Raw genomic sequence first — 20,198 nt, 5'->3', positions numbered from 1 at the left:
CGCCTTCCGTTCGAAGGAGCGCGTCCCTAACCTCTCCTTCACAGCGAGGCAGGCTCGCTTTCGATCGAAGGAGATCTCATGACATTTCCGCTGCTCGCCTCCTCGAGGCGCTCGTCCGCGATCATGGTCTGCCTCAGGGGAAAGTAGGGCCGGAGCGTGTTCCGCCGACGTTCACCTGAGTGCTTATTGCGTGAGCTCCGCTCGATCGATGACGCCATTGCAGCGCATCCCTTCAGGTCCGAGCCGATCACGCGCGCCTTCGCCGTCATCGAGGACGGCGACGGGGACAAGGAGCTGATCAGCGCGCGACTCCGTGAGCAGGGCCTGCCGGAACTTCAGACGATCGGAGCTTCCACGCTGCGGTACTCGCTCAGCTGGTGGTGGCTGCACAATCGACGGCGTGCCGCCCGGCGCAGGATCGAGCGGCATCGGGGTTGAACCCGCTCGTCGTCCGTCGGTAAGCCCGCCCTGTGATCGAACGGGCTGGGGAGCTGTCGGCGCATCCATCGGAGGGTGACAAGCCTGTTGAGACGCGGGCGGGAGGGGTTCCCGCCCGCGCGGCCGGAAGGCGGAAGGGAAGCACGGTGCTCCGGAGACCGACACGGGAGAAGCTGCAGCGCGAGCTGGAGGTGATCGACGCCGCGATCGCCGGACATCCGTTCTCCTCCGACGTGCTCGTTCGCCTCCAATCGGTCTTCGCCGAGAGCGACGGCAGTGGGAAGGACGGGCAACGGATCAACGCGCGCCTGGCGGAGGAGGGTCTGCCGACCATCCCGGGAATCTGGATCTTCTACGCCCGGAACTTCTCCAGCTGGGGGTGGCTGCACAATCGGCGGCGTGCGGCCGTTCGGAGGATCGAGCGGCGCGAGGGCTGACGGCGTGTCCGTTCGGACATCCGGATGTGTCCGGAAATCGGTGCGCAAGGGCTTGCGGAGACGGTCGCGATCAGAAGCGGACGTGACAGACGGGCGTTGTTACCGTACCGTTACTCGGAGTGCTTTCGGAGGCAACCCTTATGGGACTCCGACTCCCGCGTGGTGACATGGCCGCTTCCCCCTGAAATCCCGCACGCCCCCGCCCCCGTGCGCACCGACCCGTGAGTTCCCCTGTGCCCCACAGTTCCACCCGTTCCACCGTGCCCGCCGCCGCTGAGGTCGCCCCCGCCGACGCTCAGCTCGCACCGCCGCTGACCCGCCGAGAGGCGCGCGAGCGCGAGGGCCGCGTCCGCGCGACTCCGGTCGCCGCTCCTGCCGCCCCCGCCGTCGAGGCCCCGGCACCGGCCGTCCTCGCCCCCGCCGTGCTCGCGCCGGCCGCCGAGGGCATCCGCCCCTCCGCCGGAGCGCCGCTGCACCCCGTGAGCGGGGACGTCTTCCCCTCCCGCCGCGACCGCCGCGCCGCCGAGGGGCACCGCCAGCGCGTCGAGCCCGCTCGTCGCGGCTCCTCCTTCTTCCGCCCCTCGCGCCGGCACCTCGTGCTGGCGATGTCGGGCGGGCTCGTCCTCGTGGCCGCCGCCTCCGGCGTGAGCCTCACCGTCGGCGCCTCCGCCGACGCCGAGTCGGCGACCGCCTCGACCGCCGCCCCGACGGCGACGGCAGCGCCCGTCACCGTGCTGCCGGCCATCACCGCCGACGCCCGCGTGGTGCTCAGCAGCGTCTCGACCACCACCGGCACCGTCGCCGGCGGCACGAGCGTCACCATCGCCGGCTCGAACCTCGACTCCGTCGCCACGGTCCGCTTCGGTGACGCCGAGGGCAGCGTCACCGTCGACAACCCCGACCAGATCACCGTCACGGCGCCGCCCGCGGACGGCGAGACCGAGGGTGTCGTCCCCGTCGCCTTCTTCGACGCCGGGGGAGCGCCGATCACCTTCGACGCCGTCACGGACTCCGTCGCAGCCGCGACCGTGGACGGCACGCCGGTCGAGACGGTGCAGCCCGCCGTGGACACCACGACTTCGACCGAGGAGCCGCTGACCGCGACCACGGCCACACCGGCGGCCACTCCGACCACCGCCGACGCGACCGCCACTCCGACCGCGACGCCGGCCGCCGCCGCGACCGAGGCGCAGCCCGCCGAGCTCGTCGCCCCCACCGCGACCGCCTCGCCCAGCCCGACCGCGACCGGCGTCCTCGCGACCACCAAGGTCGTCGCCTCCGCGATCACCTTCGCCTACACGCCCGACCCGGCGATCGAGGCCGCGAAGGCCGCCGCCGCGCTCGAGGCCAGCCGCCTCGCCTCGCAGCTCGACTACCTGCAGACCTACTGGTCCGACTACAACTCCGCGCAGTACGGCGTCATCGGCGGCAACGACTGCGTCAACTTCACCTCGCAGTCGCTGATCGCCCGCGGCTGGGAGATGGACGGCGAGTGGAGCTACTCGCGGACCGGCGGCTACAGCTCGGCCTGGGCCTCCTCGACCGCGTTCAACTCCTACCTGGCCGCGCACCCGGAGCGGGCGACGCCGCTCACGAACGCGCAGCGCTCGGAGGTCAAGCCCGGCGACGTCGTGCAGTTCGACTGGGACGGCTCGGGCGACTGGGATCACACCGGCGTCGTCACGAGCGTGAAGGGGAGCACGATCCTCTACTCCTCGCACACCGCCGACAACCTCGACCAGAGCATCGACTCGGCCTCGGCCGGACGCATCATGTTCTGGAGCGTCTGAGCCGGAACCCCGGGGCCGCGAGCCCAGGACTCCGCAGGGAGCCCGGACACAGCGAAAGAGGCCGCCGTCGCATCAGCGACAGGCGGCCTCTTCGTCGTTCGACGAGGGCGTCAGTTCTTGAAGACGTCCTTGACGTCCTCGCCGACCTTCTTGGTGTGCGCCTTGGTCTGGTCGGCCTTGCCCTCGGCCTCGAGCTTCTCGTTGTCGGTCAGCTTGCCGGCCGCTTCCTTGGCCTTGCCGAGCAGGTTCTCGGCCGCGTTGCGGATCTTGTCGTCAGCACCCATGAGGGGGCTCCTTCCGTTCGATTCGGTTCGTCCTCCGGCGACGTCCGCCGGAGGAAGTGGTGGCGAGCGCGGGCGCTCGCGGATCAGGCGACCCGGTCCTCCTTGGAGAACCCGGCCCGGGCGCTCGAGGCGACCTCGAGCACGACGGGCAGTCGCGCGCCGAGCAGGCGATCGAGCTCCAGGACCTCCTGGTGCACCGCGTCCACGACCGTGCGGGGCGAGACCCCGCCGCGGGGCAGGACCCGGACCTTGAGCGCCGTCGACGAGCCGTGGCGGTAGGCCGAGACGGTCACGTCCAGCAGGTCGGTGCGGCCGGCCAGCGCGTTCTCGAGGACGTCCTCGGCGAAGCCGGTGGCGATCTCGACCTCTCCGGCGACGCCGCTGGACGAGCCCGCGTCGGTGAGGACGGTGCTCGTGCGGCCGTGGCCGTGGGCGGAGATCAGGACGATCGCGAGCACGATGCCCAGCAGGCAGATCCCGACGATCGCGTAGAGCGGCCACAGCACGGCGGCGTCGCTCCAGGCGGTGCCGTCCTCCGGCGAGATGCGGGAGACGAGGGCCGCGCCCTGGCCGTCCGCGAAGTCGGCGACCGCGTCGCGGACCGGCTGCGAGACGGCGATCAGGACCAGGCCCGCCGTGACGGCGGCGAGGACGAGGCCGACCAGGAAGAGGATCAGGCGGTTCACGAACCGGTTGCTCGTGGTCATCAGATCCTCCCGGACTCGGAGATGCGGACGGTGGCGCGGGTGGCGGGCGTCGCCGCGATGCGGCTCAGCTCGTCGTCGACGGCGGACTGCACGGAGTCGCGGTCGACGGTGATCCCCGAGGAGGGGGTCACCTCGATCACGGCGGTGCGGCGGCCGATCGAGGCGCGGGTGTCCTCGCGGCGCGAGCGGGCCGCCGAGCGGGCCGAGCGGGCGAGCGAGGAGGCGATCACGCCGTCGTCGATCACCACGGCGAGCCGGTCGTCCGCCACGGTGTGGCGGGCGCGGGCGCCCGGGGCGAGGGCGAGGACCAGCAGGATCAGCGCCAGCACCGCGGTGCCGACGGCGATGCCGATGATCGCGCCGGAGGCGAGATCGGTCACGCCGACGATCGCGCCGAGGAGCGCGGACGGGGCGAGCAGCAGCGGAGCGGCCCCGACGATCGCGAGCACCGCCTCCGTTCCGACGTACGCGGCGATCAGGATGATCAGCACGAGCACGACGATCTGGGCGGCCGAGCGCGAGCTGTGGGTCTCGCGGCGCAGGTAGCGGCGGTAGCGCGCGTCCGGTGCCGCGTCGCGCGGTGTGGCTGCGGGGCTCATGCGACTCTCCTCGTGGCTCGGGTCGGGATGCGGGTGCCGGTCACGCGGATGTCCACGCGGCTGACGGTGCGGCCGGTGAGCGCGCCCATCCGGGAGGCGATGGCCGCCCGGTCGCGGTGGAGGCGATCGAGCAGGCTCCCCTCGGCGGTGGAGGCGCCCTCGGTCAGGACCGGGGCGGAGACGGCGAGCGCGAGGCCGCCGCTGTCGTCCGACAGCCGGACGCGGATCGCGGAGACCTCGACGCCCAGCTCCTCGTGGACGACCGCCACGGCCATCCGCTCGAGGGAGCGGACGGAGATGGTGACGGTGCCCGGCTCCGACGGAGCGGTCCGCTCGCCGGGACGCTGGTCGAGTGTGGTCACGGCGACTCCTAGCGGGAGGTGGTGCGGCCGCGGAACACGTCCACGAGGCTGCGCACGTCGAGCGAGCCGTCCAGCATCCGCGCGATCAGGACGCCGAGCGCCATGAAGACGGCGGTGAGGACGAAGCCCCAGAAGCCGAAGAGCAGGGCGGCGAAGGCGAGGATCGCGCCGACGACGAGGCCGAGCGTGGTGCTGCGGCCGGTCGGGGCCGGTGCGGGGGTGCGGGGGTCGCTCATCGGACGCGGCTCTCGGTCTCGGTGTCGCCCTTGTCCTCGCCGGGGATGTGCACGTCGACGATGGCGACGTTGATCTCGGCGACGGACATGCCGACGAGCTCGGTGATGGCCTCGGAGACCGCGGCGCGGACCTGGTCGGCGACCGACTGCATCGGCACCGGGTACTCGACGACGAGGGTGACGTCGGCGGCGACCTGGGTCTCGCCGACCTCGACGCTGACGCCCTGGGCGTGGTCGTTCCCGCCGACGGCCGAGCGGATCGCGCCGAAGGCACGGGCGGCGTTGTTGCCGAGGGCGAAGACGCCGGGCACCTGGCGCGCGGCGATGCCGGCGACCTTGGCGATCACGGCGTCGTCGATGACGGTGCGGCCCTGAGCCGTGCCCGAGGCGGCGCTGTTGCCGAGGCTGGTGACGGTGTCGACCGACGCCTTGTCGACGCGGGGGGCGCTGAGGGTGGCGGGGGTGGCGGGGGTGCGCGTGCTGTCGCTCATGGTGACTCCTGTGCGTGTCGTCGGCCGCTGGTGGTGCGCGGCCGGGGTCGGGGAGTCCGGCGGATTTCCCGTCGGGCTGTGCTTTCATGAGTGAGACGGAGCCCGACGGGGATTCGTCACGGTGCGATCCGGAGTTTTTCCTGATAGTCACCTGATGGTCGATGCCGGCTCGAGCCGGTGCCCGCTGGAGGAGCCCCATGCCCGGTCTGGAGACGGCGAGCGACGCGCTCCTCGCCGAGCGCTCCGCCGAGGGCGACGTCCGCGCGTTCGAGGTGCTGGTCAAGCGGCACCAGTCGATCCTCCGCGCCTACGCCTGGCGGCTGACCGGCTCGCAGGCGGACGCCTCCGACGCGGTGCAGAACGCGCTGATCACCGTCTGGGCCCAGCTCCCGCAGCTCCAGGAGCCGGCGAGCGTGCGGAGCTGGATGATGCGGATCGTCAGCCGCTCCAGCGTCGACCTGCTCCGCCAGCGCAAGCCGGTCGACGACGTCGACGCCGTCGAGCACCCGCCGGCCCGCGAGCCCGGGCCGTTCGAGTCGGTCGAGCAGAGCGACGCGATGCGCGCTCTCGCCCAGGCGCTGGCCGAGCTGCCCGAGACCCAGCGGCAGTGCTGGCTGCTCCGCGAGGTCGGCGGCGAGTCGTACAGTGAGATCGCCGAGCACCTCGGCATCACCGCCACCGCCGTCCGCGGCAAGCTCGCCCGAGCACGGGAGTCGCTGGTCGTGGCGATGGAGGACTGGCGATGAGGGCCTGCGATGAAGGAGTCTGCGCGATGAAGGAGTCGGCGCGATGACCCCGGACGAGACGCCCGGCCTGCCCGGCACCGGCGAGGACGCCGTGCTGCCGCTGCCCGTGCCGCTGGTCGCGGACGACGCCGACGCCGATCCGGACGCCGGCTCCGCCGACGCGATCGGCATCGACGAGCTCGGCGACTACCTGGACCGGGGCCGCCTGCCCTACGACCCCGCCATCGAGGAGTCGCCGGAGCACCGGCGCACGCTGCGCGCCCTCGAGCGCGTCCGCGCGCTCTCCGGTGCGCTGATCGACGACGACGCGGCGCACCTGCCCGCGCCCACCGAGAGCTGGTTCGGCTCGATCCTCACCCAGGTGCGGCGCGAGGCGCGGGCCGGTCGGGACATCCCGCTCGCGAGCACCGACCCCGACGTCGAGCTGACGATCACCGAGGGCGCCGTCCGCGGCATCGTCCGCGAGGCGGGCGACAGTGTCTCCGGAGTCCTCGTCGGCCGCTGCCGGCTGCAGGGCGACGTCGCCGATCCGGGTGCCGACATCGCGGTCGAGGTGACGATCTCGGTGTTCTGGGGCGTGCCGATCGCCGACGCGGCGCAGCAGGTGCGCGAGCGCATCCACTCCCGCCTGCTCACCCAGACCGAGCTGCGCGTCTCGACGATCGACGTGCGCGTCGAGGACGTCTACGTGCCGGGGGAGGAGGAGTCGTGAGCGGGTCCGAGCAGCTTCCCGTCGCCCCGGCCGTGCTGGTCCCCGCGGCGGCCCCCGGTGGATCCGCGCCGAGTGCGGCCGCCGTGCTCACCGCCGAGATCCGCGCCCTCGCAGGAGTGGCGATGCTCGTCCCGGCGCGCGGCCAGGTGCGCGACGTCCTCGCGCACGCGGCCGGTGCGCTGACGCCCGCCACCGTCGATCCGGCGGACGGCCCGCTCGGCGCGGTCTCCGGCGGCACCTTCGCCGAGCCGGTGCTCGTCCGCGTCCTCGGCGACGAGGTGTCGGTGTCCGCGGACGTCTGCGTCGCCGCCGAGTCGTCGGCGCCGGACATCGCCCGCGCGGTCGGCTCCGCGGTGCGCGAGTGGTGCCGGCGCGAGCACCCCGGGCGCCGCGCGCGCGTCGCGGTCCGGATCGCCTCCGTCGACTGACGCCGGAGTGCGCCGTCGCTGAGGGTGCCGCCGCTAGGCGCCGTGCTCGGCGAGGAACGCCTCCGTCTCGCCGGCCGTCGGCGTCGAGACCGCCGCTCCCGCCCGGGTGACCGAGATCGCCGCGGCGGCGGTCGCCCAGCGGACGAGCTCGACCAGCGCGGCCGGGTCGTCGAGCCTCTCGCCGCCGGCCGCGAGCCGTGCCGCGAAGACGCCGCAGAAGGTGTCGCCCGCGCCGGTCGTGTCGACGACGGAGACGCGGAAGGCCGGTGCGCGCACCGGCTCGCGGTCGCGGACGGCGACCACGACGCCGTCCGCGCCGAGCGTCACCAGCACCACCGGGACGAGCGCGGTCAGGGCGACGGCGAGGGCGGTGTCGTCGGCCGCCGCGACGCCGCGCTCGGCGCCGAGCTCGCGCGCCTCGTGCTCGTTGACGATCAGGACGTCCAGCTCGGCGAGCAGCTCCTCGGGCAGCGGGCCGATCGGCGCCGCGTTGAGGATCGTGGTGGTCCCCGCCGCACGGCCGGCCCGCGCCGCCGCCAGCACGGTCGGGACCGGGATCTCGAGCTGCAGCAGGAGCGCCGAGGCGCTGGCGATCAGCGCCTCCTCCGCCGCGGTCAGGTCGGTGAAGGCGGCATTGGCGCCGGAGTCGACGACGATCGCGTTCTCGCCGGAGTCGTCCACCGTGATCTGCGCGGTGCCCGTGCGCTCGTCGCCCCGGCGCGCGTGCAGCTCGAGCGGCTCCTCCGCCAGCAGCCCAGCGAGCTCGTCGCCCGCGGCGTCGCGGCCGAGGCTCGTGACGAAGCTGCTGCCCGCGACCGTGCGGGCGGCGGCGACCGCCTGGTTGAGCCCCTTGCCGCCGGGGAAGGTGCGGGAGTCGAGGGCGAGGACGGTCTCGCCGGGCGCGGGGATGCGGGCGACCCGGTGGACGTGATCGAGATTGGCGCTTCCGAGGACGACGAGGCTCATGCTCCGACGGTAGGGCACGCGCAAGGGGCTGCTCGCATCCTCCGGCCGCACCTACGGTGGTGGGATGGAAACTCGAATCTTCGGCCGCACCGGTGCGCCCGTCTCCGTCGTCGGCCTCGGAACCTGGCAGCTCGGTGCCGACTGGGGGGACGTCGAGGAGAGCGACGCCCTCGCGATCCTCGACGCCGCGGCGGAATCGGGCGTCACCCTTCTCGACACCGCCGACGTCTACGGCGACGGCCGCAGCGAGCGGACCATCGGCGCCTGGCGCGCCGCGCACCCCGACGCGGGCGTCTTCGTCGCGACGAAGATGGGCCGCCGCGTGGAGCAGATCCCCGCGAACTACGTGCTGGACAACTTCCGCGCCTGGACCGACCGCTCGCGCTCGAACCTCGGCGTCGACACGCTCGACCTCGTGCAGCTGCACTGCCCGCCGACCTCCGTCTACTCCGACGACGCCGTCTTCGACGCGCTGGACACCCTGGTCGACGAGGGCGCCATCGCGCACTACGGCGTGTCGGTCGAGCGCACGGAGGAGGCGCTCACCGCCATCGCGCGGCCGAACGTCGCGAGCGTCCAGATCATCCTGAACGCGTTCCGCCTCAAGCCGCTCGACGCGGTGCTGCCGGCGGCCCGTGAGGCCGGCGTCGGGATCCTGGCGCGCGTCCCGCTCGCGTCCGGTCTCCTCAGCGGTCGCTACACGACGGAGACGACCTTCGCGCCCGACGACCACCGCAACTACAACCGCGACGGCTCCGCCTTCGACGTCGGCGAGACCTTCTCCGGCGTCGACTTCGCGACCGGCGTCGAGGCCGCCCAGGAGTTCTCCCTCCTGGCCGCCGACCACGGCCTCGCGCCCGCCGCCGCCGCGCTGGCCTGGATCATCCAGCAGGACGGCGTCACCGCCGTCATCCCCGGCGCCCGCTCCGTCGAGCAGGCGAAGGCGAACGCCACCGCCGCGGACGCCGCCCCCCTCGGCCCCGCCTTCATGGAGGCCGTCAACGCCCTCTACGACACCCACTTCCGCCCCACGGTCCACCCCCGCTGGTAGCCGACACCCGCTGAGCCGCCCGAGAAGGCTCGTTCTCCACCCCGAGAACGGGCCTTCTCGGGCGAGTCAGTGGTGCCTGTGGACAACTCGACGCACGGGTCGCTCAGGGGCGCCAGCATGGCGCGGTGAGTGGCGACGGGCCGGAGGGCCTCTTCAGGGTGGCGGAGGGGAGCGCCGCGGGGCTGTCGCGGGCGCGGATGCGGTCGGCGGAGTTCTCGTCGCCGGCCTACGGAGTCAGATCGTCGGCTCCGGCCGTCACGCTCGCGGATCGCTGTGCGGCGGTGCTGCACCGGCTCGGTGACCACGTCTTCGTCTGCGGGCCGACCGCGGCGCTGCTGTGGGGCGCTCCGCTCGACCGGCACTGGGAGCAGCGCGCCGTCCTGGACGTCGCCGTCGTCGCACCGGCCCGGGCCCCGCACGCGCGAGGGCTGGCGGGCCGCAGCCTCACGCTCGATCGCGACATCGATGTCGTGACCGGGAGGAGGGGCGCTCTCACCACTCCAGCGCGCACCTGGTGCGACCTCGGCGCAGTGCTCTCTCTCGCGGACCTCGTCGCGGTCGGCGACGACTTCCTCCACCGTCGTTTCGTCGGCGACGAGTCCCTGCGTGCCGCACTCGCCCGGTATCCGGGTCGACGCGGGATCGGGCGCCTGCGTCGAGCCCTCGGGCTGCTCGATGGCCGCGCGGAGTCCCGGCCCGAGTCGCAGGTCCGCGTGGCGCTCGTGCTCGCAGGCATCCGGGGTCTCGAGGCGAACGTCGAGATCCGTGACGAGTCGGGCGCCTTCCTCGGTCGGGTCGACCTGTGCCTCGCCCGGGCACGCCTGATCATCGAGTACCACGGCGACTACCACCGCTCGGAGCCCGGCCAGTGGCGCAGGGACGTCGCGCGCGCCCGCCGCCTCCGCGCGGCCGGCTGGACCGTGATCGAGCTCACCGGCGACGACCTCGCCGACCTCGACTCCGTCGTCGCCCAGGTGCGCGCGGCGCTGCGGCAGTGACTCGCCCGAGAAGGCTCGTTCCCGGGGTGGGGAACGAGCCTTCTCGGGCGACTCGGCGGGGGCGAGCCGCGGGCGGCGCGGGCTAGGAGCCCAGGGCGGCGTCGACGATGGTGCGGGCCTCGGCCTGCACCTCGTGCAGGTGGTCGAGGCCGCGGAAGGACTCGGCGTAGATCTTGTAGACGTCCTCGGTGCCGGAGGGGCGCGCGGCGAACCACGCGTTCTCGGTGACGACCTTGACGCCGCCCACCGCCGCGTCGTTGCCGGGGGCCTTCGAGAGCTTGGCGATTATCTCCTCGCCGGCGAGGGTGGTCGCCGAGATCGCGTCGCCGTCGAGCTTGCCGAGCGCCGCCTTCTGCGCCTTCGTGGCGACCGCGTCGACGCGCTCGTAGACCGGGTCGCCGAAGCGCTCGGTCAGCTCGCGGTAGAGCGCCGACGGGCTCTTGCCCGTGACCGCGACGATCTCGGAGGCGAGCAGCGCCAGCAGGATGCCGTCCTTGTCGGTGGTCCAGACGGTGCCGTCGAAGCGGAGGAACGACGCGCCCGCCGACTCCTCGCCGCCGAAGCCGACCGAGCCGTCGACCAGCCCGGGCACGAACCACTTGAAGCCGACCGGCACCTCCCAGAGGCGGCGGCCGAGCGACTCCGCGACCCGGTCGATGATCGAGGAGGAGACCAGCGTCTTGCCGATCGCCGCGTCCTCGCGCCAACCGGAGCGGTGGCGGTAGAGGTAGTCGATCGCGACCGCGAGGTAGTGGTTGGGGTTCATCAGGCCGCCGTCGGGGGTGACGATGCCGTGGCGGTCGGCGTCGGCGTCGTTGCCGGTGAGGATGTCGTAGTCGCCGGCCCGGGCGACGACCGAGGCCATCGCGCTGGGGGAGGACGGGTCCATCCGGATCTTCTCGTCCCAGTCGAGGGTCATGAAGCCCCAGGCCGGGTCGACCGCGCCGTTGACGACCGTGAGGTCGAGCTCGTACATCTCGGCGATCAGCTGCCAGTAGTGCACCGACGCGCCGCCCAGCGGGTCGGCGCCGATCTTCACCCCGGCCTTCTTGATCGCGTCGATGTCGATGATGTTCTTCAGATCCGCGACGTAGTGGGTGCGGTAGTCGTAGGTCTCGACGGCGCTCGGCTCGGCCGACTTCACGTCGCGGTTGCCGTCGGCGATCAGCTCGTTGGCGCGGTTCGCGATCCAGGAGGTGGCGTCGGAGTCGGCGGGGCCGCCGTGCGGCGGGTTGTACTTGAAGCCGCCGTCGCGGGGCGGGTTGTGCGAGGGGGTGACCACGATGCCGTCGGCCCGGTCGGTGTGCGACGGGTCGTTGTTGTAGCGGAGGATCGCGTGGCTGAGCGCCGGGGTCGGCACGTAGTCGTCGAACTCGTCGACGAGCACGCGCACCTCGTTGGCCACCAGCACCTCGAGCGCGGTCGTCAGCGCGGGGCGCGAGAGGCCGTGGGTGTCGGCGCCGATGAACAGCGGCCCGGTGACGCCCTCGTTCGTGCGGTACTCGACGATCGCCTGCGTCACCGCCGCGATGTGGTCCTCGTTGAAGGCGGTGTCGAACGACGAGCCGCGATGCCCGGAGGTGCCGAAGACCACCTTCTGCAAGGGGTCGGACACGTCCGGCTTCTTCTCGTAGTACGCCCTCACGAGGGCCTCGACGTCGATGAGATCGGAGGCCTCTGCCGGCTTCCCTGCGCGATCGGTCATGGGGTCCATAGTGGCAGTCGCGCCGGGGCCGCGATACCGGCTGGACAGGCGCTGGCTAGGCTGTCCGCCATGCCCGACCGCGCCTCCGACGGTGTCCCCGACACCGCCTCCGCCCCCCGCACCTACAGCTATCTCGGGCCCTCCGGCACGTTCACGGAGGCGGCGCTCGCGCAGGTGCCCGAGGCGCGCGGGCACGTCTGGCGGAGCGTCGGCAACGTCGGCGAGGCGCTCGACGACCTGGTCTCGGGGCGCAGCGACGGCGCGGTGATCGCGATCGAGAACTCGGTCGAGGGCGGAGTGACGGCCGCGCAGGACGCGCTGGCGAAGATCCCGGGCGTGCGGATCGTCGGCGAGTACCTCGTGCCGGTGTCGTTCATCCTGGTCGGCCGCCCGGGCTCGCGGCTCGAGGACGTGCGGATCGTCGCCGCGCACCCGGTCGCCTACGGCCAGTGCCGCGGGTGGCTCGACCGGACGATCCCGAGCCACGAGCACCTGCCGGCGTCGAGCAACGTGCAGGCCACGATCGACCTGCTCGCGGGCTCGCCCGCGCAGGCCGCGATCGCGCCGCCGGGCATCGTCGCCCACCACGACGTCGAGGTTCTCGCGGAGCGGATCGGCGACAACCCGAACGCGGTCACCCGCTTCGTCCACGTCTCCCGCTCGCGGGAGCTGCCCGAGGCCACCGGCGCCGACAAGACCAGCCTGATCGTCGAGCTGCCCTCCGACGCCCCGGGAGCGCTGCTCGACATGCTGGAGCAGTTCGCGACCCGCGGAGTGAACCTGAGCATGATCCAGTCGCGGCCCATCGGCGACGCCCTCGGCCGCTACCGCTTCGTCATCGACCTCGACGGCCACGTGCACGACGAGCGGGTCGCCGACGCCCTTCTGGGGCTCCGCCGCTTCAGTCCGCGGGTGATCTTCCTCGGCTCGTATCCCCGTGCGGATCGCCGTCCGGTCTCGTACGTGCGACGCTACGACGACGAGGTGTTCATCGAGGCCCGCGACTGGCTGCGCGGGATCCTCGGCAGCGAACCGGAGGTCGACGATGACTGAACGAGGCGGAGCCGAGCGCGAGCGCGTCGATCCGCGGTACGACGCCGCCTTCCAGCGGGGTTTCGCCGGGGGAGTGGACCGGGTGCGCGGCGACGAGCGCGCCTTCACCCGGCCGGGGACGGCACCGGAGGGGATCGCGCGCCGGCGGCCGCCCGCCCTCGCCGACATCGCGACCACGGCCGACAGCCGGCGCTCGCGGCGGGCGGCCGAGGGCGGCGCTCCGATCAGCGCGCCCGCCCGGCTGCCCTCGGACGCGGCGCCGGCCCGGGAGCCGTTCGCCGATCCCGCGCCCGAGGAGGCGTCCGTCCGCCGAGTCGAGGTCGCCGTGGAGCCGTCGGCGCCGCTCTGGCGGAACCCCTGGCTGCTCGCCCTGCTGCTCGCGGGGCTGGCCGGCAGCGTGCTCGGCGTCGCGCTGCTCTACAGCGGCTACTCCTCGCCGCCCGCGTCGTACTACGGCGACTCCGACACCCCGTCACCGGAGTGGATCCAGCGCCAGATCACCTACTACGCCTCGATCCCGCTGCTGGGCAGCCTGCCGTTCGCGCTGCTGCTGGCGATGGGCGTCGCCGCACTGCGCTGGCGCGGCCGGCCCGCCAAGCCGGCTCCCTCCGACGACGTCGAGGCCGAGTCCGAGGCGACGACCCTCTGACGCCGGCCCCTCCGGCGGAGGGGGATCCACTTGGAAGAGACACCCGCACACATGCTGGTCGAGTAGCCCCGCAGGGGCGTATCGAGACCTGCTGTCACCAGCACTTCCGGCGGAAGTGGATCTCGATACGCGTGCGGCGCGCGCTACTCGATCAGCATGGGGCAGGCCGTTGCGCTGGCTGACTGAGCAGCGTGTCCTCTACACCCCCGACGCGCCGAACAGCAGCCCGAGCAGGTAGGTGACGAGCGCCGCACCGTAGCCGATGCCGAGCTGGCGCAGGGCGCGAGCGAGGGGCGGCGCGCCGGAGAGCAGGCCGACGATCGCGCCGGTGGCGAGCAGCGCCAGGCCGACCAGGACGGACGCGAGAACCACCGCGGCCAGCCCGGACATCCCGAGCAGGTACGGCAGCACCGGGATGATCGCTCCCGAGGCGAAGAAGCAGAAGCTCGACAGCGCCGCGCCCATGCCCGTGCCGATCGACTCGTACTCGTCGACCGACGGGTCGGCCTTCACTCCGCCGATGGTGATCGGCGAGGTCGGCGCCGCGCCGCCGCGCAGTCCCGCGAAGACCCGGGCCGCGCGGGCGTCCGCGTCCTCCTGCGAGAGCCCGCGGGCGCGGTAGACGAGCGAGAGCTCGTTGGCGTCGACGTCGAGGTCGGGGACGACGTGGTTGGTGTCGAGGTCGGGGGAGGAGGCGGAGAGCAGCTCGCGCTGCGAGCGCACCGAGACGAACTCGCCGGCGCCCATCGAGAGCGCGCCCGCGAGCAGCCCGGCGATGCCGGTGAAGAGGACGACCCCGGTGCCGACTCCGCTCGCGCCGACGCCGAGGACGAGAGCCAGGTTCGAGACCAGGCCGTCGTTGGCGCCGAAGACCGCGGCGCGGAAGGTGCCCGAGAGCCGATTGCGACCGCGCTCGGCGAGCCCGCGGACGACCTCGCCGTGGATCCGCTCGTCGGCGGCCATCGCCTCCGTCGCATCGTCGTCGTCGGCGTAGGGCGAGCGGGCCTCGGCGCGCTGGATCAGCGCGAGGACGAAGACCGAGCCGAACTGCCGGGTGAGGAAGCCGAGCAGCCGCGTGCGCAGGTCCGGCCGGGGCTGCGGCTCGGCGGCCGGCCCGAGCAGCTCGCGCCAGTGCTCCTCGTGCCGGCCCTCGGCGGCGGCGAGGGCGAGCAGGATCTCGCGCTCCTCGCCGGAGCGGCGCTCGGCGAGATCGCGGTAGCTCGCGGCCTCGGCCAGCTCGTCGGCGAGGTAGCGCCGCCAGCGGCGGATCTGCACGGGAGTGGGGGAGGAAGGGGTGTCTCGGGCGGTGGTCGCCATGGGATCTCCTGGGCTTCGGCACCCCGGCCGACCCGCGCGAGAGGACCGGCCAGGACACGTGTCGACTGGCCGAAGGTCTCGTTCGCCCGATTCCGCGAGGATCCGGGTGGCGCGCCGGGTCCGGGACTCTCCGGACCAGCATGTCGACGCGCCTCGTCGTCCGCTCGGCGGACGGTGGGAACTACTCCCCTTCGCAGGGTCCACCGTAGTCGAGAAGGCAGCGCCGCGCCCCTCCGATCGCGGGGCGGCGCCCGCGGGTACAGTCGAGCCGCGGCGGAGCCTCCCGGCCCCGCCCCCGCGCCGCACCGGCGCCCTCGAAGGGGAGGCCGCCCATGACCGCCGACAGCGCACCGACCCGCCGATTCGTCGCGGAGCTGGAGGAGCGCGCCCGCGAAACGCTGCCCTGGTTCGTCGCCGACTACTACGGCGCCGTCGCGGGCGGCCGCTCGGAGCGCGACGCCGACCTCGCGGCCTGGGACGCGATCCGCTTCCGGCCGGCGGCGCTGCGCGGCGAGCTCGACGGCGACACCACGACCACGGTCCTCGGCACGGAGGTGCGGGGCCCGGTGCTGATCGCGCCGATGGCGCAGCAGAACGCGGCGGATCCGCGGGGCGAGATCGCGATGGCGGAGGCGGCGGCCCGCGCCGGCACCCTGCTCGGCGTCTCCACGAACACGGCGCTGCCGTTCGAGCGGATCGCCGCGGCGGGTGCGCCGTGGTGGTTCCAGGTCTACCTGCTCGCGGACCGCGACGTGACCCACGCGCTCATCGAGCGGGCCGCGTCGAACGGCGCCCGCGCGCTGATGCTCACGGTCGAGATGCCGGTGCTGCGCGGCGAGCGCCCCGGCATCGAGCCGCTGACCTGGCCGGAGATCCCCGGGAAGGCGCGGCTCGGCAACCTGACCGAGCAGGAGCGCGCCCTGGTCCTCGGCCGTCCCGTGCCGAACCCGGGACTCGACGACATCGGCCGCCTGCGCTCGGTCAGCGGTCTGCCGGTCCTGGTGAAGGGCGTGCTGCGCGGCGAGGACGCCCGGCGCGCGGTCGACGCGGGCGCCTCCGGGGTCGTCGTCTCGACGCACGGCGGCCGGCGGATGGACGGCTCGATCACCGCGGTCGGGGCGCTCGCCGAGGTGGTCGACGCGGTCGGCGCCGACGCCGAGGTCTACATCGACAGCGGGGTGCGCACGGGCCGGCACGTGCTCGCGGCTCTCGCGCTCGGGGCCCGCGCGGTCTTCGTCGGGCGGCCGCTGATGTGGGCGCTCGCCGTGGGCGGTGCCGACGAGGTCGCCGGGCTGCTCGGGCTCCTCGACCGCGAGTTCCGGGTCATGCTGCAGCAGTCGGGGGCGGCGTCGATCCGCGATCTCGGCGGGCTCGTCGCCCGGTCCTGACGAAGGTGCGCGGTCAGGCCGCGATGCTGCTGCGGGCCCGGCGGCGCTGCTGCCGCTCGTGCTCGGCCTCGAGCAGCGCGCGGGTGCGCTCGGTGGCGAGCAGCTCGACGAGGGTGTCGGTCTCCTCCTCGATCCGCTCGCGCAGGTCGAGCGGCTCGGTGGTCAGCAGTCGCTTGGCGGCGGCGGCCACCAGCGGCGGGCGGGCCGCGAGCGCCCGGACGCGCTCGTCGACGCGGGCCGCGAGCTCGGCGCGGGGGACGACCTCGGTGACGAGCTGCCACTCGAGCGCCTCGGCGGCCCGGACGGAGCGGCCGGAGAGCACGAAGTCCAGGGCGCGGCGGCGCCCGATCGTCGCGGGCAGGGTCGCCGTGACGCCGCAGTCCGGCACGAGCCCGACGTCGCCGTAGGCGCTGACGAAGGTCGCGGCGGGCGTCGCGACGACGATGTCGGCGGCGAGCGCGAAGGCGATCCCGGCCCCCGCGGTGATGCCGTCGATCGCGCAGACGACGACGGCGCTGCTCTCGCCGAGGAGGCGGAAGGCCTCGCCCGCGGTCGTCGCCAGATCGCGGAGATACTGGTCGGGCCGGTCGGCGCCCATGATCGCCGAGACGTCGCCGCCGGTGCAGAACGCGCGACCCGCGGACTCGACGACGAGGACGGTGCAGCCCGCGTCGGCGTTCAGCGTGATCAGGGCGCGGACCAGCTGCAGGGCCGTGTCGAGGTCGAGCGCGTTGAGAGCGTCCGGCCGGTCGAGGATCAGGCGGGCGACGGGTCCGGAGCGCTCGACGCGCACGGTCGGGGGTCGGGGAGTCATGGCGGGGCCTCTCGGGCTGAGGTCGGGGAGCTGCGATGGAGCGCTGCGGCCCTCTCGCGGGGGAACGGAGGGGGCCGGCGCCGTCCGTCGGGGGAGGTGGCGCAGAAGTGGTTCGCAGCCCCGGCCCCGCCGGTTCGGTCCGCCCGGCCGATCCTCAGGCGCGCCTCCCGGCCCCTCTAAACTGCTGGGGTGATTGATCCCGTACTACTCCGCGAGAACCCGGACGTCCTGAAGCGCTCGCAGGAGGCGCGCGGCGACTCCGTCGAGCTCGTCGACGACGCCCTCGAGGCCGACCGCTCACGCCGGGCCGCGATCACCGAGGCCGAGCGCCTCCGCGCCGAGCAGAACGCCTTCGGCAAGACCGTCGCGAAGGCGCCGAAGGACGAGAAGGCGGTCCTGGTCGCCGAGGCGCAGCGCCTCGCCGCCGCCGCCAAGCAGGCGCAGCAGGAGGCCGCCGAGGCCGACGAGCGCTTCGGCTCGCTCGTGAAGCGGCTGGCCAACCCGATCATCGACGGCGTTCCCGCCGGTGGCGAGGACAAGTTCGAGCTGGTGCGCACGGTCGGCGAGCGCCCGGTCTTCGACTTCGCGCCCCGCGATCACCTCGAGATCGGCGAGCTGCTCGACGGCATCGACATGCAGCGCGGCGCGAAGGTCAGCGGCGCGCGCTTCTACTTCCTCAAGGGCCTCGTCGCCCGCCTCGAGATCGCGCTGATGAACCTCGGCCTGGAGCGCGCCCTCGAGGCAGGCTTCACGCCGCTGATCACGCCGACGCTGGTGCGCCCCGAGATCATGGACGGCACCGGCTTCCTCGGCGAGCACGACGACGAGGTGTACCGCCTCCGCGACGACGACCTCTACCTCACCGGCACCAGCGAGGTGGCGCTCGCCGGCTACCACGCCGACGAGATCCTGGATCTCGCGGGCGGCCCGAAGCGCTACGCCGGCTGGAGCACCTGCTACCGCCGCGAGGCCGGCTCGGGCGGGCGCGACACCCGCGGCATCATCCGCGTGCACCAGTTCAACAAGCTCGAGATGTTCGTCTACACGCTGCCCGAGGACGCGGAGGCGGAGCACGCGCGCCTGCTCGCCCACCAGGAGGGCGTGCTGCAGAGCCTCGGCCTGCACTACCGCGTCATCGACGTCGCCGCGGGCGACCTCGGCCAGAGCGCCGCGCGCAAGTTCGACGTCGAGGCCTGGGTGCCCACCCAGGACGCCTACCGCGAGCTCACGTCGACCTCGAACTGCACCACCTTCCAGGCCCGCCGCCTGGACACCCGCTACCGCACCGAGTCGGGGAAGACGGCGCCCGTCGCCACCCTGAACGGCACGCTGGCGACCACCCGCTGGATCGTCGCCCTGCTCGAGACGCACCAGCAGGCCGACGGCTCGGTGCTCGTCCCCGAGGCGCTGCGCCCGCACCTGGGCGGCCTCGAGGTCCTCGAGCCGGTCCGCACCGCATGAGCGCCGGCCGCCGCCTCATCGCCCTCGACATCGACGGCACCGTCATGCACGAGGACGGCACCATCACCGACGCGGTCGTCGAGGCGATCGCGGGCGCGGTCGCCCAGGGCGACGAGGTCATGCTCGCCACCGGCCGCTCGCCGTCGACCACGCTGCCCGTCGTCGCGCGCCTGGGAATCGCTCCGGAGTTCGTGATCTGCTGCAACGGCGCCGTCACCCTGCGCCGCGACCCCGAGGCCGAGGGCGGCTACCGCCCCGACGTCGTCGAGACCTTCGACCCCACCGAGGTCCTCGAGACCATCCGCCGCCACCTGCCCGACGCGCACTACGCCGTCGAGGACGCCGACGGCGCCTTCTCCTACACCGAGGCCTTCCCCGGCGGAGCGGTGATGGGCGCCGAGACGGTGCACGTGCCCTTCGAGGAGCTGCTGGGGGTGCAGTCCACCCGCGTGGTCGTCATCTCGCCCGGCACCGGCATCGAGGAGTTCACCGAGCTCGTCGAGCGGATGGGCCTGCACCAGGTCAGCTACGCCATCGGCTGGACCGCCTGGCTCGACATCGCCCCGCACGGCGTCAACAAGTCGACCGCGCTCGAGCTCGTCCGCGACCGCCTCGGCATCGAGCGGAGTGACGTGGTCGCGCTCGGCGACGGCCGCAACGACATCGAGATGCTCACCTGGGCCGGCGAGCACGGCGCCGGCCTCGCGATGGGCCAGGCGCCCGCCGAGGTCCTCGCCGTCGCGTCCGCGATCCTCCCCGGCGTGCACGAGGACGGCGTCGCCGTCGCCCTCGCCGACCTGCGCTGACCCGACGCGGCGCCCGCCGCTCCCGCGGCGCGCGGACCGTCGGTTACCATCGACTGTCTCTCCCCGCGGGGAGCGGCAGGGAGGGCTGTCCGAGCGGCCGATGGAGCCAGTCTTGAAAACTGGTGGGCAGAGATGTCTCTAGGGTTCGAATCCCTAGCCCTCCGCCACCGCGATCGAGCGGCGACGCCTTCCGCCGGCAGGTGACGAGGACGCGGACGCGATCCCGCCGTCATGCCGGCTGAGCAGCCCGCAGGGATGTGCATGCCGGTCGAGTAGCCCGCAGGGATGCGCATGCCGGCTGACCAGCCTGCAGGGATGTGCATGCCGGTCGAGTAGCCCGCAGGGATGTGCATGCCGGCTGAGCAGCGTGCAGGGATGTGCATGCCGGCCGAGTAGCCCGCGGGGATGCGCATGCCGGCTGACCAGCCTGCAGGGATGTGCATGCCGGCCGAGTAGCCCGCGGGGAAGTGCATGCTGGTCGAGTAGCCCCGCAGGGGCGTATCGAGACCCACCGTCACCAGCAGGGTGGGTCGGCAGACACGCCCTCCTGACGTGGGTGGATCTCGATACGCCCGATGCGCGGGCTACTCGATCAGCATGGAGCGCCTGTTGCGCGGGCTGCTCGATCAGCATGGAGGGCCTGCTGCGCGTCCCTGGCGCACAGCGATCTCATCGTTGGGCCCAGACGCTAAAGTGACGTTCTGTCGATATTCGAGACGGGTCACCTCCGCCGAGACCTCCTTTCCGAGCTTCGGGCCGC

The 20,198-nt window shown here is 73.4% G+C and carries 23 protein-coding genes and 1 tRNA gene; 14 read left to right on the top strand and 10 right to left on the bottom strand.

The window, feature by feature from the left end:
* Nucleotides 1–156: 156 nt before the first annotated feature.
* From EDF35_RS02585 to EDF35_RS02575, 3 genes are all read left to right on the top strand, one after another.
* Nucleotides 157–438: a hypothetical protein gene (locus tag EDF35_RS02585; RefSeq protein WP_243839820.1), complete on the top strand. Its 282-nt coding sequence runs from the start codon at nucleotides 157–159 to the stop codon at nucleotides 436–438.
* 32 nt (nucleotides 439–470) lie between these two features.
* Complete coding sequence (locus EDF35_RS02580; RefSeq protein ID WP_133960636.1) at nucleotides 471–875, top strand: hypothetical protein; 405 nt, start codon at nucleotides 471–473, stop codon at nucleotides 873–875.
* A 260-nt stretch (nucleotides 876–1,135) separates the two neighbouring features.
* Entirely contained in the window at nucleotides 1,136–2,665 is a 1,530-nt protein-coding gene (locus EDF35_RS02575) for an amidase domain-containing protein (RefSeq protein ID WP_133960635.1), read from the top strand.
* A gap of 110 nt (nucleotides 2,666–2,775) precedes the next feature.
* Here EDF35_RS02575 and EDF35_RS02570 read toward each other — a convergent pair whose 3' ends face one another.
* From EDF35_RS02570 to EDF35_RS02545, 6 genes are all read right to left on the bottom strand, one after another.
* Entirely contained in the window at nucleotides 2,776–2,949 is a 174-nt protein-coding gene (locus EDF35_RS02570) for a CsbD family protein (protein WP_123702005.1), read from the bottom strand.
* Nucleotides 2,950–3,032: 83 nt separating this feature from the next.
* On the bottom strand, nucleotides 3,033–3,656 hold the full coding sequence (locus tag EDF35_RS02565) for a hypothetical protein (protein ID WP_123702007.1): 624 nt from the start codon (nucleotides 3,654–3,656) through the stop codon (nucleotides 3,033–3,035).
* Entirely contained in the window at nucleotides 3,656–4,255 is a 600-nt protein-coding gene (locus EDF35_RS02560; protein ID WP_123444988.1) for a hypothetical protein, read from the bottom strand. Before EDF35_RS02560 ends, EDF35_RS02565 begins: the two co-directional genes overlap by 1 nt.
* Complete coding sequence (locus EDF35_RS02555) at nucleotides 4,252–4,617, bottom strand: hypothetical protein (protein ID WP_133960634.1); 366 nt, start codon at nucleotides 4,615–4,617, stop codon at nucleotides 4,252–4,254. The genes EDF35_RS02560 and EDF35_RS02555 overlap by 4 nt, the downstream gene beginning before the upstream one ends.
* Nucleotides 4,618–4,625: 8 nt before the next feature.
* Nucleotides 4,626–4,853, bottom strand: a complete 228-nt coding sequence (locus tag EDF35_RS02550; RefSeq protein WP_123733472.1) for a DUF2273 domain-containing protein — start codon at nucleotides 4,851–4,853, stop codon at nucleotides 4,626–4,628.
* On the bottom strand, nucleotides 4,850–5,344 hold the full coding sequence (locus EDF35_RS02545) for an Asp23/Gls24 family envelope stress response protein (protein WP_133960633.1): 495 nt from the start codon (nucleotides 5,342–5,344) through the stop codon (nucleotides 4,850–4,852). The genes EDF35_RS02550 and EDF35_RS02545 overlap by 4 nt, the downstream gene beginning before the upstream one ends.
* A gap of 197 nt (nucleotides 5,345–5,541) precedes the next feature.
* On the opposite strand from EDF35_RS02545, the gene EDF35_RS02540 reads away from it, so the two are divergent.
* The 3 genes from EDF35_RS02540 to EDF35_RS02530 are packed head-to-tail and all read left to right on the top strand — an operon-like array spanning nucleotide 5,542 to nucleotide 7,230.
* Entirely contained in the window at nucleotides 5,542–6,090 is a 549-nt protein-coding gene (locus EDF35_RS02540) for a sigma-70 family RNA polymerase sigma factor (RefSeq protein ID WP_123444992.1), read from the top strand.
* A gap of 43 nt (nucleotides 6,091–6,133) precedes the next feature.
* Complete coding sequence (locus tag EDF35_RS02535) at nucleotides 6,134–6,802, top strand: Asp23/Gls24 family envelope stress response protein (protein WP_133960632.1); 669 nt, start codon at nucleotides 6,134–6,136, stop codon at nucleotides 6,800–6,802.
* Nucleotides 6,799–7,230 (top strand): hypothetical protein, encoded by a 432-nt coding sequence (locus EDF35_RS02530; protein WP_133960631.1) that lies wholly within the window; start codon nucleotides 6,799–6,801, stop codon nucleotides 7,228–7,230. The genes EDF35_RS02535 and EDF35_RS02530 overlap by 4 nt, the downstream gene beginning before the upstream one ends.
* A gap of 33 nt (nucleotides 7,231–7,263) precedes the next feature.
* Here EDF35_RS02530 and EDF35_RS02525 read toward each other — a convergent pair whose 3' ends face one another.
* Nucleotides 7,264–8,196, bottom strand: coding sequence for a ribokinase (locus tag EDF35_RS02525; RefSeq protein WP_133960630.1), 933 nt, complete (start codon nucleotides 8,194–8,196; stop codon nucleotides 7,264–7,266).
* Between the two features lie 64 nt (nucleotides 8,197–8,260).
* On the opposite strand from EDF35_RS02525, the gene EDF35_RS02520 reads away from it, so the two are divergent.
* Both EDF35_RS02520 and EDF35_RS02515 read left to right on the top strand, forming a co-directional pair.
* Nucleotides 8,261–9,247, top strand: coding sequence for an aldo/keto reductase (locus tag EDF35_RS02520; RefSeq protein ID WP_133960629.1), 987 nt, complete (start codon nucleotides 8,261–8,263; stop codon nucleotides 9,245–9,247).
* A 125-nt stretch (nucleotides 9,248–9,372) separates the two neighbouring features.
* Complete coding sequence (locus EDF35_RS02515) at nucleotides 9,373–10,245, top strand: DUF559 domain-containing protein (RefSeq protein ID WP_133960628.1); 873 nt, start codon at nucleotides 9,373–9,375, stop codon at nucleotides 10,243–10,245.
* 82 nt (nucleotides 10,246–10,327) lie between these two features.
* Here the strand turns inward: EDF35_RS02515 and pgm are convergent, their stop codons facing one another.
* Nucleotides 10,328–11,950, bottom strand: coding sequence for a phosphoglucomutase (alpha-D-glucose-1,6-bisphosphate-dependent) (pgm, locus tag EDF35_RS02510; RefSeq protein ID WP_133960627.1), 1,623 nt, complete (start codon nucleotides 11,948–11,950; stop codon nucleotides 10,328–10,330).
* 69 nt (nucleotides 11,951–12,019) lie between these two features.
* Between pgm and pheA the strand changes: the two genes are divergently transcribed.
* A complete protein-coding gene (gene pheA / locus EDF35_RS02505; protein WP_123702026.1) occupies nucleotides 12,020–13,003 on the top strand; it encodes a prephenate dehydratase in 984 nt (327 codons plus the stop codon).
* Nucleotides 12,996–13,652, top strand: a complete 657-nt coding sequence (locus tag EDF35_RS02500; RefSeq protein WP_133960626.1) for a hypothetical protein — start codon at nucleotides 12,996–12,998, stop codon at nucleotides 13,650–13,652. The genes pheA and EDF35_RS02500 overlap by 8 nt, the downstream gene beginning before the upstream one ends.
* 198 nt (nucleotides 13,653–13,850) lie before the next feature.
* On the opposite strand, the gene EDF35_RS02495 is transcribed toward EDF35_RS02500, so the two are convergent.
* On the bottom strand, nucleotides 13,851–14,969 hold the full coding sequence (locus EDF35_RS02495) for a VIT1/CCC1 transporter family protein (RefSeq protein WP_123445000.1): 1,119 nt from the start codon (nucleotides 14,967–14,969) through the stop codon (nucleotides 13,851–13,853).
* 332 nt (nucleotides 14,970–15,301) lie between these two features.
* On the opposite strand from EDF35_RS02495, the gene EDF35_RS02490 reads away from it, so the two are divergent.
* Entirely contained in the window at nucleotides 15,302–16,357 is a 1,056-nt protein-coding gene (locus EDF35_RS02490; RefSeq protein WP_133960625.1) for an alpha-hydroxy-acid oxidizing protein, read from the top strand.
* Nucleotides 16,358–16,370: 13 nt separating this feature from the next.
* Here EDF35_RS02490 and EDF35_RS02485 read toward each other — a convergent pair whose 3' ends face one another.
* Nucleotides 16,371–17,171, bottom strand: a complete 801-nt coding sequence (locus tag EDF35_RS02485) for an enoyl-CoA hydratase/isomerase family protein (protein ID WP_133960624.1) — start codon at nucleotides 17,169–17,171, stop codon at nucleotides 16,371–16,373.
* Nucleotides 17,172–17,360: 189 nt separating this feature from the next.
* Here EDF35_RS02485 and serS point away from each other — a divergent pair, with 189 nt between their 5' ends.
* From serS to EDF35_RS02470, 3 genes are all read left to right on the top strand, one after another.
* Entirely contained in the window at nucleotides 17,361–18,632 is a 1,272-nt protein-coding gene (serS, locus tag EDF35_RS02480; RefSeq protein WP_133960623.1) for a serine--tRNA ligase, read from the top strand.
* Complete coding sequence (locus tag EDF35_RS02475; RefSeq protein WP_133960622.1) at nucleotides 18,629–19,438, top strand: HAD family hydrolase; 810 nt, start codon at nucleotides 18,629–18,631, stop codon at nucleotides 19,436–19,438. The genes serS and EDF35_RS02475 overlap by 4 nt, the downstream gene beginning before the upstream one ends.
* Before the next feature lie 79 nt (nucleotides 19,439–19,517).
* Nucleotides 19,518–19,605: transfer RNA gene (locus EDF35_RS02470), tRNA-Ser, on the top strand.
* The last annotated feature ends 593 nt before the right edge of the window (nucleotides 19,606–20,198 follow it).

The organism is Rathayibacter sp. PhB151, from assembly GCF_004366415.1.
In the GTDB taxonomy this organism is placed as follows: domain Bacteria; phylum Actinomycetota; class Actinomycetes; order Actinomycetales; family Microbacteriaceae; genus Rathayibacter; species Rathayibacter festucae.
Note: the sequence above shows the minus strand (reverse complement) of the source record. Positions and strands in the feature narration are given on the sequence as shown.

Coding starts and splice junctions, on each gene's coding strand:
- EDF35_RS02570 (WP_123702005.1), bottom strand. CDS start 2,949: ATGGGTGCTGACGACAAGATCCGCAACGCGGCCGAGAACCTGCTCGGC.
- EDF35_RS02565 (WP_123702007.1), bottom strand. CDS start 3,656: ATGACCACGAGCAACCGGTTCGTGAACCGCCTGATCCTCTTCCTGGTC.
- EDF35_RS02560 (WP_123444988.1), bottom strand. CDS start 4,255: ATGAGCCCCGCAGCCACACCGCGCGACGCGGCACCGGACGCGCGCTAC.
- EDF35_RS02550 (WP_123733472.1), bottom strand. CDS start 4,853: ATGAGCGACCCCCGCACCCCCGCACCGGCCCCGACCGGCCGCAGCACC.
- EDF35_RS02545 (WP_133960633.1), bottom strand. CDS start 5,344: ATGAGCGACAGCACGCGCACCCCCGCCACCCCCGCCACCCTCAGCGCC.
- EDF35_RS02540 (WP_123444992.1), top strand. CDS start 5,542: ATGCCCGGTCTGGAGACGGCGAGCGACGCGCTCCTCGCCGAGCGCTCC.
- EDF35_RS02535 (WP_133960632.1), top strand. CDS start 6,134: ATGACCCCGGACGAGACGCCCGGCCTGCCCGGCACCGGCGAGGACGCC.
- EDF35_RS02525 (WP_133960630.1), bottom strand. CDS start 8,196: ATGAGCCTCGTCGTCCTCGGAAGCGCCAATCTCGATCACGTCCACCGG.
- EDF35_RS02520 (WP_133960629.1), top strand. CDS start 8,261: ATGGAAACTCGAATCTTCGGCCGCACCGGTGCGCCCGTCTCCGTCGTC.
- pgm (WP_133960627.1), bottom strand. CDS start 11,950: ATGACCGATCGCGCAGGGAAGCCGGCAGAGGCCTCCGATCTCATCGAC.
- pheA (WP_123702026.1), top strand. CDS start 12,020: ATGCCCGACCGCGCCTCCGACGGTGTCCCCGACACCGCCTCCGCCCCC.
- EDF35_RS02500 (WP_133960626.1), top strand. CDS start 12,996: ATGACTGAACGAGGCGGAGCCGAGCGCGAGCGCGTCGATCCGCGGTAC.
- EDF35_RS02495 (WP_123445000.1), bottom strand. CDS start 14,969: ATGGCGACCACCGCCCGAGACACCCCTTCCTCCCCCACTCCCGTGCAG.
- EDF35_RS02490 (WP_133960625.1), top strand. CDS start 15,302: ATGACCGCCGACAGCGCACCGACCCGCCGATTCGTCGCGGAGCTGGAG.
- EDF35_RS02485 (WP_133960624.1), bottom strand. CDS start 17,171: ATGACTCCCCGACCCCCGACCGTGCGCGTCGAGCGCTCCGGACCCGTC.
- EDF35_RS02475 (WP_133960622.1), top strand. CDS start 18,629: ATGAGCGCCGGCCGCCGCCTCATCGCCCTCGACATCGACGGCACCGTC.